Annotated in this window: 18 protein-coding genes and 1 pseudogene; all 19 read right to left on the bottom strand. The window is 44.9% G+C overall.

Annotated elements, in window-relative coordinates; all coding sequences use genetic code 11:
• On the bottom strand, positions 1–501 hold a 501-nt coding region (gene rplE / locus V7D75_RS06035), incomplete at its 3' end, for a 50S ribosomal protein L5 (protein WP_333613817.1).
• Between the two features lie 21 nt (positions 502–522).
• Positions 523–840, bottom strand: coding sequence for a 50S ribosomal protein L24 (rplX, locus tag V7D75_RS06030; protein ID WP_068408465.1), 318 nt, complete (start codon positions 838–840; stop codon positions 523–525).
• Between the two features lie 8 nt (positions 841–848).
• Positions 849–1,217 (bottom strand): 50S ribosomal protein L14, encoded by a 369-nt coding sequence (gene rplN, locus V7D75_RS06025; protein WP_010196702.1) that lies wholly within the window; start codon positions 1,215–1,217, stop codon positions 849–851.
• A 181-nt stretch (positions 1,218–1,398) separates the two neighbouring features.
• Positions 1,399–1,671 carry a 30S ribosomal protein S17 gene (rpsQ, locus tag V7D75_RS06020; protein ID WP_068408467.1) on the bottom strand — a complete coding sequence of 91 codons (273 nt, stop codon included), beginning with the start codon at positions 1,669–1,671 and terminating at the stop codon, positions 1,399–1,401.
• Complete coding sequence (gene rpmC, locus V7D75_RS06015) at positions 1,668–1,865, bottom strand: 50S ribosomal protein L29 (RefSeq protein ID WP_068408469.1); 198 nt, start codon at positions 1,863–1,865, stop codon at positions 1,668–1,670. The genes rpsQ and rpmC overlap by 4 nt, the downstream gene beginning before the upstream one ends.
• Positions 1,865–2,278 carry a 50S ribosomal protein L16 gene (rplP, locus tag V7D75_RS06010; RefSeq protein ID WP_068034608.1) on the bottom strand — a complete coding sequence of 138 codons (414 nt, stop codon included), beginning with the start codon at positions 2,276–2,278 and terminating at the stop codon, positions 1,865–1,867. The genes rpmC and rplP overlap by 1 nt, the downstream gene beginning before the upstream one ends.
• A pseudogene (gene rpsC / locus V7D75_RS06005) lies at positions 2,176–3,010 on the bottom strand (30S ribosomal protein S3). The gene rplP and the pseudogene rpsC overlap by 103 nt, the downstream one beginning before the upstream one ends.
• Positions 3,011–3,013: 3 nt before the next feature.
• On the bottom strand, positions 3,014–3,343 hold the full coding sequence (gene rplV, locus V7D75_RS06000; protein ID WP_068408473.1) for a 50S ribosomal protein L22: 330 nt from the start codon (positions 3,341–3,343) through the stop codon (positions 3,014–3,016).
• 10 nt (positions 3,344–3,353) lie between these two features.
• On the bottom strand, positions 3,354–3,629 hold the full coding sequence (rpsS, locus tag V7D75_RS05995) for a 30S ribosomal protein S19 (protein ID WP_010196682.1): 276 nt from the start codon (positions 3,627–3,629) through the stop codon (positions 3,354–3,356).
• A 12-nt stretch (positions 3,630–3,641) separates the two neighbouring features.
• Entirely contained in the window at positions 3,642–4,469 is an 828-nt protein-coding gene (gene rplB / locus V7D75_RS05990) for a 50S ribosomal protein L2 (protein ID WP_068408475.1), read from the bottom strand.
• A gap of 11 nt (positions 4,470–4,480) precedes the next feature.
• Positions 4,481–4,831, bottom strand: a complete 351-nt coding sequence (gene rplW, locus V7D75_RS05985; protein WP_068408477.1) for a 50S ribosomal protein L23 — start codon at positions 4,829–4,831, stop codon at positions 4,481–4,483.
• On the bottom strand, positions 4,828–5,430 hold the full coding sequence (rplD, locus tag V7D75_RS05980; protein ID WP_068408479.1) for a 50S ribosomal protein L4: 603 nt from the start codon (positions 5,428–5,430) through the stop codon (positions 4,828–4,830). Before rplD ends, rplW begins: the two co-directional genes overlap by 4 nt.
• Before the next feature lie 14 nt (positions 5,431–5,444).
• Complete coding sequence (gene rplC / locus V7D75_RS05975; protein WP_068408481.1) at positions 5,445–6,083, bottom strand: 50S ribosomal protein L3; 639 nt, start codon at positions 6,081–6,083, stop codon at positions 5,445–5,447.
• 47 nt (positions 6,084–6,130) lie between these two features.
• Positions 6,131–6,442, bottom strand: a complete 312-nt coding sequence (gene rpsJ / locus V7D75_RS05970; protein WP_010196670.1) for a 30S ribosomal protein S10 — start codon at positions 6,440–6,442, stop codon at positions 6,131–6,133.
• A 426-nt stretch (positions 6,443–6,868) separates the two neighbouring features.
• Positions 6,869–8,461 carry an Rne/Rng family ribonuclease gene (locus V7D75_RS05965; RefSeq protein WP_333613816.1) on the bottom strand — a complete coding sequence of 531 codons (1,593 nt, stop codon included), beginning with the start codon at positions 8,459–8,461 and terminating at the stop codon, positions 6,869–6,871.
• A 226-nt stretch (positions 8,462–8,687) separates the two neighbouring features.
• Positions 8,688–9,374, bottom strand: coding sequence for a Maf family protein (locus V7D75_RS05960; RefSeq protein ID WP_333613819.1), 687 nt, complete (start codon positions 9,372–9,374; stop codon positions 8,688–8,690).
• Between the two features lie 72 nt (positions 9,375–9,446).
• Complete coding sequence (gene mreD / locus V7D75_RS05955; RefSeq protein WP_333613815.1) at positions 9,447–9,932, bottom strand: rod shape-determining protein MreD; 486 nt, start codon at positions 9,930–9,932, stop codon at positions 9,447–9,449.
• 190 nt (positions 9,933–10,122) lie between these two features.
• Positions 10,123–10,983 (bottom strand): rod shape-determining protein MreC, encoded by an 861-nt coding sequence (gene mreC, locus V7D75_RS05950; protein ID WP_102077546.1) that lies wholly within the window; start codon positions 10,981–10,983, stop codon positions 10,123–10,125.
• A gap of 243 nt (positions 10,984–11,226) precedes the next feature.
• Positions 11,227–12,264, bottom strand: a complete 1,038-nt coding sequence (locus V7D75_RS05945) for a rod shape-determining protein (protein WP_414706782.1) — start codon at positions 12,262–12,264, stop codon at positions 11,227–11,229.
• Positions 12,265–12,345 lie beyond the last annotated feature (81 nt).

Raw genomic sequence — 12,345 nt, 5'->3', positions numbered from 1 at the left:
ACGACCTTCTTCATCATTACCAGCTGACGTGGTGATGGTCACATCCATACCGCGGATACGATCAATCTTGTCAAAGTCTACCTCTGGGAATACGATTTGTTCTTTGATACCCAATGAGTAGTTACCACGTCCGTCAAAGGCTTTAGGTGAAAAACCGCGGAAATCACGAATACGAGGAATTGCAATGGCAATGAGACGATCTAAAAATTCGTACATTTGCTCACCGCGTAGCGTTACTTTACAGCCAATTGGCCATTCTTCACGAATTTTAAAGCCAGCAACTGATTTGCGCGCTTTGGTGACGACAGGTTTTTGACCAGCGATAGCGGTCATGTCAGCTACAGCACCTTCAAGCAATTTTTTGTCTTGAGACGCGCCGCCTACACCCATATTAAGCGTAATTTTAGTGATTTTAGGCACTTGCATTACGTTCGCCAAACCAAGCTCTTCTTTGATTTGTTGCTTTAATTCTTCGTTATATAAAGATTTTAATCTTGCCATTACCATTACACCCTTAGTGTCTTACGCAGTCGCCACTACTTCACCGTTCGAACGATAGACGCGTTGTTTCTTGCCGTCTTCGCCGAACTGATAAGTAATACGATCAGCTTTTTGGGTTTGCGCATTTAAAATTGCGACATTAGAGATATGCAAAAAAGCTTCTTGCTTAACAATGCCACCTTCAGTACCAGTTGCTTGATTTGGCTTCTGATGTTTGGTGACAATGTTGATGCCTTCAACTTTAATACGATCGTTTTTTACAGCTTGTACAGTACCTTGCTTGCCTTTGTCTTTCCCAGCAATCACGATAACTGTATCGCCTTTACGTAATTTTGACATGGATTACCTCACAATACTTCTGGTGCTAGTGATACAATTTTCATAAACTGATCACCACGTAGTTCACGAGTTACCGGTCCAAAAATACGAGTTGCTATCGGTGCTTTGTTTTGGTTCAACAATACCGCAGCATTGTCATCAAAACGCAGAACTGAACCATCAGGACGACGAACGCCTTTTTTGGTACGTACAACTACCGCATTCATCACGTCGCCTTTTTTAACACGACCACGCGGAATGGCTTCTTTAACCGTTACTTTAATAATGTCGCCAACTGATGCATAACGACGATGAGAGCCACCCAGTACTTTAATGCACTGAACTCGTCTTGCACCGCTATTGTCTGCAACTTCCAGCATCGATTCAACCTGAATCATAGCGTTACTCCACACGTATGAGCAATAAAAACCAGTTGCTGCCGCTAGCACAGAATGAGTAGTCGGCATTTTAATATTAATAACCGCTGCTACTCTTAATGTGAGTGATATACGCTCGGCGCAATCAGCATCCTTAAAAAGGCGGCTATTTTAACAGCTTCTGGCTTTTAATGCAATTTACTTAGATTTTTTCTACTTTTTCAACCACTTCAACCAAAGTCCAAGACTTGGTTTTTGAGATTGGACGCGTTTCTTTGATGCGGACAAGGTCGCCTTGTTGACAAACGTTATCTTCATCATGAGCTTTGATTTTTGTAGAACGACGAAGCTGTTTGCCATACAAAGGATGGCGAACCAGACGCTCAATCAAAACTGTGATGGATTTGTCCATCTTGTCGCTGACAACTCGTCCTGTCAATACACTAGCATTAGCTGTTTGATTGTTATCGCTCATGAGTCGCCTCGTTGTTTCTCGTTAATCAAAGTCTGAATCTGAGCAATCGTGCGACGATTGCTTCTGACTTCATGGGTGTTACCCAACTGACCCGTTGCTTTAGCCATACGAATACGGAAAGCATCAAGTTGCTTTTCATCAAGTAACTGAGTCAGTTCTTCTAATGATTTATCACGTAATTCACTGATCTTCATTACATTATCGTCCGCTTAACAATGGTAGTTTTAAAGGGCAGTTTTGCTGCAGCAAGCGTTAACGCTTCGCGAGCAAGTTCTTCTGAAACCCCTTCGAGTTCATATAGCACTTTACCAGGTTTGATTTCACATACCCAATACTCGACTGGACCTTTACCTTTACCCATACGTACTTCTAGTGGTTTATTGGTAATTGGTTTGTCTGGGAATACACGAATCCAAATCTTACCGCCACGCTTGATTTTACGAGTGATGGTACGACGTGCTGCTTCAATTTGACGGGCAGTCATACGACCACGAGTCAACGATTTTAGACCAATTTGTCCGAATGCAACGGTGCTTCCACGGTGAGCAAGACCTGTGTTACGACCTTTGTGCATTTTACGAAACTTGGTACGTTTTGGCTGTAACATAGTTTAACCTCTGTCTGTGTTTCGACGGTTTCCGTTTCCACGACCACGGCGTTTTGGCGCACGAGTCTGCTCTTCTTTGACGGGATTGTATACGCTGTTCATACCGTCAAGGATTTCGCCACGGAAAATCCAAACTTTTACACCGATAGTGCCGTATGTGGTTTCTGCACGAATTGACGCATAGTCAATATCAGCGCGGAGTGTATGCAATGGTACACGACCTTCACGGTACCATTCAGTACGAGCAATCTCAGCACCGCCAAGACGGCCAGACAGCTCAACTTTAATACCTTTAGCACCAGAACGCATGCTGTTCTGTACGGCGCGTTTCATCGCACGACGGAACATAACACGGCGCTCAAGTTGGCTGCCGATACCGTCTGCTACCAAACGTGCATCAAGATCAGGTGATGTGATTTCTTCAATGTTGACCTGAGCAGGTACGCCCATAATTTTGGTCAATTCTTTTTGAAGTCTTTCGATATCTTCGCCTTTTTTACCGATAACAATACCAGGACGCGCAGTGGCGATGGTAATCTTAGCAGCACCAGTAGGACGCTCAATCATGATGTTGCTGATCATAGCGTTGTCTAGTTTTTTGCGTAGATACTCACGAACTTGAATGTCGTTGATGAGGTATTCTGAGTATTGTTTAGGGTTAGCATACCAGTTTGCGTTATGCTTTTTGACAACACCAAGACGAATTCCGATTGGATGTACTTTTTGACCGATAACTTATTCTCCTACCTTTATAGTGATGTGACAAGTACGCTTACTGATACGATCAGCGCGACCTTTAGCACGTGGTAGGATACGTTTTAGCGTAATGCCTTCATCAACGTAGATGGTTGATACTTTAAGAGTATCGATATCTAAACCGTTGTTGTGTTCGGCATTGGCGATGGCTGAGTCAAGACATTTCTTAACGAAGACAGCGCCTTTTTTATTACTATACGTTAGGATATCCAAAGCACGCTCGATAGATTTGCCACGAACTTCATCAGCAACGAGTCTAACTTTTTGTGCCGATATGGCGGCACCGCGTAATTTTGCAGTTACTTCCATGGTAAGCACCTTATCTCTTAGCTTTCTTGTCAATGCCATGACCACGATATGTACGAGTCGGGGCAAATTCACCTAGTTTATGACCAACCATCTGCTCGCTTACGATAACCGGTACGTGAGTACGGCCGTTGTGAACAGATAAGGTTAGGCCAACCATTTGTGGCAAAATCATCGAGCGGCGCGACCAAGTTTTAATTGGTTTGCGTGAGTTGGTGTCTAATGCATTCTCAACTTTAGCAAATAAGTGCGCGTCTATGAATGGACCTTTTTTCAATGAACGAGGCATGAAATTCTTCCTTTATTTCTTCTTGGCGCGGCGGCGGATGATCATACTGTCAGTACGCTTATTATGACGCGTTTTAAGTCCTTTAGACTTCTGACCCCAAGGGCTGGTTGGATGGCGACCTTTGTTACGACCTTCACCACCACCGTGTGGGTGATCAACCGGGTTCATAGCGACACCACGAACAGAAGGACGAACACCGCGCCAACGTGAAGCACCGGCTTTACCAAGTGATTTCAAGTTATTTTCAGTGTTAGAAACTTCACCAATAACAGCACGGCAGTTCACGTGTACGCGGCGAGTTTCACCTGAGCGTAGACGTAGAATAGCATAAATACCGTCACGACCTAGTAGCTGAACGCTGGCACCCGCAGAACGAGCTAGCTGTGCACCTTTACCGATTTTAAGTTCGATATTGTGAATCACAGTACCCAATGGGATGTTTTTCAGTGGTAAGCAGTTACCTGGACGGATTGGAGAGTTCTCTCCTGACATGACGGTATCGCCAACTGCTTGTTTTTTAGCAGCAATGATATAGCGACGTTCGCCGTCAGCGTACTTAAGTAAAGCAATGTGTGCAGTACGGTTAGGATCGTATTCGATACGCTCAACCACAGCTGGGATATTGTCTTTAGTACGTTTAAAATCGATAATACGATAATGCTGCTTATGACCACCACCAACGTGACGAGTCGTGATGCGACCATTATTGTTACGACCACCTGACTTACTTTTTGATTCGAGAAGCGCTGCAAAAGGACGACCTTTGTAAAGGTGTGGATGCACCACTTTTTCAACAAAACGACGGCCTGGTGATGTTGGCTTTGCTTTTACGATAGGCATGAGTGTAATCCTTATTCGTTGTTCGCTGTTTCACTAGTAGAAGCAGTCGTGTTTGCGACTTCTTCACCAGCATCAGCCATTTGTACATCTTGACCAGCTTTTAAGGTAACGTAGGCTTTTTTATAGTCATTACGACGGCCGATATTTTTACCAAAACGCTTTGTCTTACCTTTAACATTCAAAGTGTTTACTTTTAAAACTTCAACGCCTTCGAACATCATCTCAACCGCTTTTTTGACTTCAAGCTTAGTAGCATTAGAGTCAACTTTAAATACCTGTACACCAAGTGAGTCGCCAAGCATTTGAGATTTTTCTGAGAATACAGGCCCTCTTAAGACCTGATAAAGTCTTGCGTTATTCATGCTAGTGCTTCCTCAAATTGTTTCGCAGCTTCAACTGACATGATTACTTTATCAAAAGCAATCAAGCTCACTGGATCCACTTCGTTTGTACCAAGTACATTGACGTGTGGGATGTTGCGCGCAGCTAAGTATAGATTTTCGTCAACTTCTTTGGTGACGATGAGTGCACGAGGTGCGCCCAAATCATTTAACTTTGCAATCAGCTCTTTGGTCTTAGGACCAGAAACGCTTAGCTCTTCAACCAAAATCAAACGCTCTTGGCGAATCAATTCGGCTAGGATGCACTGCATAGCACCGCGATACATTTTGCGGTTAACTTTCTGTGACCAATCTTGTGGTTTGGCTGCGAATGCACGACCACCTGAACGCCAGATTGGGCTACGAATAGAACCTGCACGAGCGCGACCAGTACCTTTTTGGCGCCATGGCTTGATGCCACCGCCAGAAACTTCGGCACGGGTTTTCTGAGCGCGTGTACCTTGACGAGCACCAGCAAGATATGCGGTGACGACCTGATGCACTAATGCTTCGTTGAATTCACGACCGAAAGCCGTATCAGAAAGCTCAACTGCCGCCCCTGTAACTGTTTTTAAATCCACGTTAATCCCCTTGCTTAGGCTTTGACTGACGGACGTACGATGACATCGCCACCGGTGGCACCTGGGATAGCACCCTTGATGACAAGTAACCCTTTTTCAACATCAACCGATATCACTTCTAGGCCCTGAACGGTAACGCGTTTGTTACCCATTTGACCTGGCATTTTTTTGCCTTTGAAGACTTTACCTGGTGACTGGTTTTGACCAGTTGAACCAAGGACACGGTGAGAAACTGAGTTACCATGAGTGGCATCTTGCATGCTAAAGTTGTGACGCTTTACGCCGCCTTGAAAGCCTTTACCTTTACTCTGTCCTGTGACATCTACAATCTGACCTTGTTCGAACAAGTCAGCTAGGATCTCACCACCAATTTCACGACCTTCAAGATCGCTGTCATTGGCACGAAATTCCCATACACCACGGCCAGCTGCAACGCCAGCTTTAGCGAAGTGACCTTTTTGTGCAGCAGTTACGCGGCTGTCACGACGAGTACCTGTGGTAACTTGAATGGCTTGATAGCCATCTACATCAGTATTTTTTACTTGAGTAATGCGGTTAGCATGGACCTCAACCACTGTAACAGGAATAGATTCGCCTGCTTCAGTGAAGATACGGGTCATGCCGCATTTTTTACCGACTAAACCGATCGCCATTTTAGACCTCTTTATATCTTATATTAATGGGTTGGGTGTGTTTTGCATTAACCCAAAGCAATTTGAACGTCAACACCCGCCGCTAAGTCTAACTTCATTAGCGCATCCACAGTTTTGTCGGTAGGCTGAACGATATCAACCATACGCTTATGAGTACGGATTTCGTACTGGTCACGAGCGTCTTTATTAACGTGTGGTGAGGTTAGAACGTTGAAGCGCTCAATGCGAGTCGGCAACGGTACAGGACCACAAACTTGCGCACCGGTGCGCTTTGCAGTATCAACGATCTCTTGTGCAGATTGATCAATCAGACGATGATCAAAAGACTTAAGACGGATACGGATTCTCTGGTTAGCCATGCCAGCAAGCTCCTAATATGTGCTTTCGTCATTCTTACTTTGAAGATATGAGCAAAAGCCGTTTGGTTAAATATTCACTTTAAGCGGCCTTCTGTTCTTAACCAGAATGAGTTCGTTACCGGAACTTATAGCGTGCCAAAAGCAAAATAGTTTAAAGCCCCGCCGACCCTTCCATTATAGGATGTCAGCAAAGGCATAATGAAATAGTGCTAGAAACGATGCTCTAGCTGTCATAGCGCCAGCTGTTTAATTGGCTGCGCATATATAATTCAGTGGTGTGTATTATACATAGTATTTCACTCATTGCAAGAGTAATATCGGCGGTGTTTTGAGATATCACCCTCTATAAACAAGCGTTTTTATCAATAATTTTCTCATTAAAACCTCAGTTAAAACTGTTATTAGTGGTATAAGTTTACTCTATTATTAATCTAAAACGATGTCATATTGCTCTTGGGTATAGAGATTTTCGACCTCAAAGGTAATCACCCTACCTAATAGATACTCTAAATCTGCGACAGTGTCTGATTCGGTGGTCAACAGTAAATCAATGACGGCAGCATGGGCAACCACGGTAAATTTCTTGGGCGAGTTATAAGTTCGCGCACAGCGCATGATTTCGCGAAATATCTCAAAGCAAACGGTTTCAGCAGTTTTAACAAAGCCGCGACCCTGACAGGTTGAGCAAGGCTCACATAGCTGCTGTCCAAGCGACTCACGGGTGCGTTTACGCGTCATCTCAACCAGCCCAAGCTCACTGACTTGGGTAATTTTGGTTTTCGCGTAGTCCTGCGCTAGCTGCGCTTGCAGGCTCTCTAAAATATCGTCTTTATGCTGCTGCTCAAGCATATCAATAAAATCTAAGATAATAATGCCGCCAAGATTTCTTAGGCGTAATTGCCGTGCAATAGCATGGGTGGCTTCTAAATTGGTTTTATATACCGTATCTTCTAACGAGCGTCCGCCGACAAAAGAGCCGGTATTGACGTCAATAGTGGTCATGGCTTCGGTTTGATCGATAATCAAATAGCCACCAGACTTTAAATCAACACGGCGTTTTAGAGCATCGCGCAAATCATCCTCGACACGGTGAACGTCAAACAATGACGGCTCGGCAGTATAATGTACTATGCGGTCGTAGACGAAAGGCACAAACTCTTTGGCGAAATAACGGACTTGCTCATAGATTTGCGCGTTATCAATCACCACTTTTTCAGTATCGGCATGCACCAAGTCACGAATGGAGCGCAGCGGCAGTGATAATTCTTGATAAATAAGCTCAGAGCTTTGATTTGGTTTTGTCTCTTGGCGACGGGCGCAAATGGTGCGCCAGAGCTGCAATAAATAGTAGATATCTTCTTCGAGTTTATCGACTGGCACGCGCTCAGCAGCGGTGCGCGCAATCAGGCCACCTTGTAGATTGACCGTTTGCATCAGGCTTGCCAGTTCAGTCTTGAGACGAGTACGTTCTTCTTCGCCATCAATACGCTGCGAGATACCGATATGATCGCTCGATGGCAGATAGACCAAGTAACGTGATGGCAGCGATATATTGGTAGTTAAACGCGCGCCCTTGCTACCGAGCTGGTCTTTGGTAACTTGCACTAAGATACGTTGGCCTTCGTGCAGCCGATGCTGGATAAGAGATTTTGTAACGGCTACAACCTCGGTGCTGTGCGCACTGACCACAGGCGGCGTTACCGCCAAATCATCAGCGGTAGCTTCGATAACAGGACGTTCGTTATCAGTATTTTCTGAGGTCTTATTTTTGCTCTCGCTAACAGGACGCGGTTCGCGCTGCATATCATTGACATGTAAAAACGCTGTGCGTGACTGACCGATATCGACAAAAGCTGCTTGCATACCCGGAAGCACGCGTACTACCGTGCCCAAATAAATATTGCCGACCAAGCCCAGTTTATGATGACGCTCGATATAAATCTCGCCCAACACCCCGTTATCTAACACGGCGACGCGCGATTCCATGGGACTAATATTAATCAGCAGCTCTTCGGACATAATATTTTCTCTTAGCACTCAGCTTTCTTATGAAGCGTTCATCGTTTGGTAGCCTCACAGTGTACCAAATGCACCTTGGGTTTGCCCATTATCCTAGCGTGTCATTATGTGCAAATGATTGAGTGATAGCCATTTGCCATCTCATGTAAGACCAACCATTTAATTATCCTACATCAAATACGCGCTACTCTCACCTATCTGTTTACTCAGCTTATTTGCTCAGTGCTTAGGCTTTCTTATTGGTGCTGACAGCTGTGATATTTTTAATCAACGCCACAGTTTGTGCCAGCGGTAAACCAACCACATTGGTATAGCTGCCATTAATGCGGCTTACCCAGGCCGCGCCCAAACCCTGAATACCGTAACCACCGGCTTTATCAGCAGGCTCGCCGCTGTCCCAATAGTTTTCCATCATCTCTTCGGTTAAAGGAATAAAGGTGACATCGGTGCGCTCAGTGATTTGTTGTTGATTCACGATTTGAAATGCTCTGCTGGAGTTTGGAGAGCTTGAAGGCTTAGCTGATAACAATACTTGAGTTGCTTGCACTGCTGTCCATACTTGGTGGGTGTCATCAGACATCTGTTGCCACATACGATAAGCGTCTGCTCGGCTGTCGGGCTTGACCAATACCGTTTTGCCATCGGCTAAGACGCCGATGGTATCAGCGGTTAAAATAATTAGAGATGCAGATAGATCAGTTTGACTGTCGTTTAACTTTTTATTTAGTTCTTTATTCAATTGCTCTAGCGCCGCCTCTGCTTTGCTGGCAACCATACGTTCAATGTAATCTTTAGGAGATTCATTCACATGCGGCGTTTCATCAATATCGACGCTCATGACCGTAAAGTTCAGTTGCGCTCTGGTTAGCAGCTCGTGACGCCGCGGTGAGCCAGACGCTAAAATGAGATTCATCATGATACTCTTATTTTATAAAATTATGGTTTTGCAGGAAAATTGATAATATAGACCGAGTAAGCAAAAAAGCTAGCGGGCAAATCTCCGTAAGGCCAATAGCACCAATGGCCAGCTGATGATACTCATGAATAACGATAGAGCAGATTGGGCAACAAAGGTATTTTGGATGAATAGCTGCAATATCCATAAGCTGACTTGGAAAACAACCAATCCCAAGCTCGCAATGAGCCAAGCACTAATGGTATTAAGCTGTCTGATATAGATACTGGTGATTTTGATGACCATTGCGACCATAACGGCGGCGAAGGCTTGCTGCCCTAAGTGGGTATCCATTAATAAATCGGAGATAATGCCAATAGCAAAGGCGCTAAAAATCCCGACGTAGCGCGGCTGAAACAGTAACCAAAAAATCAGCACCATGATCATGACCATTGGACGTAGGGCGGCCATACTTGGGCTTAAAGGATAGACACTCAGCGATGAGGCAATAATAAAACTCAGTATAATCAAGGCCGGGAGTACCCCAGTTGCATCATCAAAATCCGCGTATGCCATGAATACTTACCTTTAGCGAGAGTTTAGCAGCTATTTAATGGTTTATTTAATATTGAAAAGAGTGTCAATTCTAGTGGACCAAACAATTTTGAATACTATTTATCTTATCTGTCTGTCCAGACGTCTATGTGATTGTCTATGTTATAAATAATGACGCGCAACGTGGACTTATGAGTAAGCTGACAATCCCTTAGTTTTCTTTAATACCGGCATTTCTTCTATTAACCAGTTTATCTTGCAGCACCAACACATAAGCGTTATCAATAAAATTTGCTGCTGGCGTGACTTCAATACTTCTAAAGTTATCTTCTTGCGTATCTTCGACATGGGCGATACGACCAACACGATAGCCCGCCGGAATACGTCCGCCCAAGCCTGATGACACCAGCTCATCGCCGACGCGCACATCTGAGGTTTTAAAGACGTAATTAAGGCGTAATGAGGTCGGTATGCCCTCGCCCGTGACGATAGCCCGCTGTCCGGTACGTTTGACGGTCACAGCAACTGATTGCTGCTCATCGGTAATCAGCAATAAGCGACTGGTATTGGGGTAGACATTAATAATCTGACCTAAAATGCCCACTTCATCGATGACCGTTTGACCGACTTGCACACCATCTTGCTCGCCTTTATTCAGTACCACAATTTGCCTGAGCAGATTGGTATCAGTGCCGATCACTTGCGCTAGGTTTAAATCAAATTGCTCAGGGCGCGTGGTCGATAAGATACCTTGCAAACGCGCGTTCTGTGCCAAGACATAATCCTGCTGCTGCAGCTTAGCTTGGGCATGGATAAGTTGCGTTTTTAGCTGCATGTTTTCACGGCGTAGCGCTTCTTTCGACTGCAAGCTGCCGCTCGACCAGTGTTTTGCATAACTTGGCAATAACGACAGCTCATAAATAGGCTGCATGGCGGCATGGGTGGTCGAGCGTATCGGCTTAAACCATTCTGGATTTTTGCTATCAAACCACATCAACACCAGCGCCACTATCAATACGATAGCAGTCTTACGAAGCGCGAGCGGCTGACGAGCAAAAATACTTGGAATCATAATTGGTCTAATCTAGAGGTTTTAAAGTTAGCAATAGCTGCGACTGTGCTTAACAGCAACAAATATCAGCCTATAGCGTCAGTTTAAAATAAAGTCGATATATTATTAGCGACGTTTAGCTGATATCGTACTGCTATCGCATTTTGGTATGGCTAAATGTCATTAAAGGCAACCTTATTGGCTACCTTTAATAGGAAAAAAAATAGGATAAAACAATTTTTATAGCGCGCTAATATTTACAACTTAAACAAAAATCATATTTAGGCTTTTATTATTGATAAAATCAAGCGCAATACCGCCGCCACGGCTGACACAAGTTAATGGCTCTTCAGCGACCGTCACAGGCAGACCGGTTTCTTTAGAGATAAGCTTGTCTAAATCACGCAGCAATGCACCGCCGCCGGTTAAGACAATACCGCGCTCAGCGATGTCTGATGACAGCTCAGGCGGCGTTTGCTCAAGCGCTGCTTTTACCGCGCTGACGATACCGCTTAATGGGTCGCTTAAAGCTTTTTGTACTTCTTCTGAATTGACTGTAAAGGTCTTTGGTACACCTTCTGCCATGCTGCGACCGCGAACTTCAACTTCTAATTGGCTGTCTTCATTTAATGCCGAACCCACTTCTTGCTTGATACGCTCAGCGGTGGTTTCACCGATCACGCAGCCATGCGTACGGCGCACATGAGTAATAATCGCTTCATCAAACATATCGCCGCCGATACGAATCGACTCGGCATAGACGCAGCCTGACAGCGCGATAACAGCAATCTCAGTCGTGCCACCGCCGATATCAACGACCATTGAACCACTGGCTTCATGCACGGGCATACCCGCACCAATTGCGGCAGCCATTGGCTCTTCTAACAACAAGACTTTGCTCGCACCAGCCGACGATACCGCTTCACGAATCGCTTTACGCTCAACCAACGTCGATTTGCAAGGCACACAAACCACCACGTTAGGCTGTGCCATAAAACGCTTGGCTTTTACTTTAGTGATAAAATGCTTAAGCATTTTTTGTGTCACTTCAAAGTCTGCAATCACGCCATCTTTTAATGGGCGGATAGCCGTGATATTGGCAGGCGTACGACCTAACATCTGTTTGGCATCAATACCAACGGCGGCGACGGTAGGGTTTTGGGTACGATTACTACGTAGCGCGACCACTGTAGGCTCGTCGAGCACCACCCCTTTGCCAGGAATAAAGATAAGGGTGTTCGCAGTACCGAGGTCGATTGCGATATTATTTGATAAAAATCCAAACGGGTTCATGGCTAATATATCCAGCGTATTACAAATGAGGCGAATGAGGCGAACGAAATTGACTGAGGGTTACTCGTCAGTGTTGAGCAGGTCGTCGTA

Source organism: Psychrobacter sp., assembly GCF_036731945.1.
GTDB lineage: Bacteria > Pseudomonadota > Gammaproteobacteria > Pseudomonadales > Moraxellaceae > Psychrobacter.
This window is presented reverse-complemented; position numbering and strand designations above follow the sequence as displayed.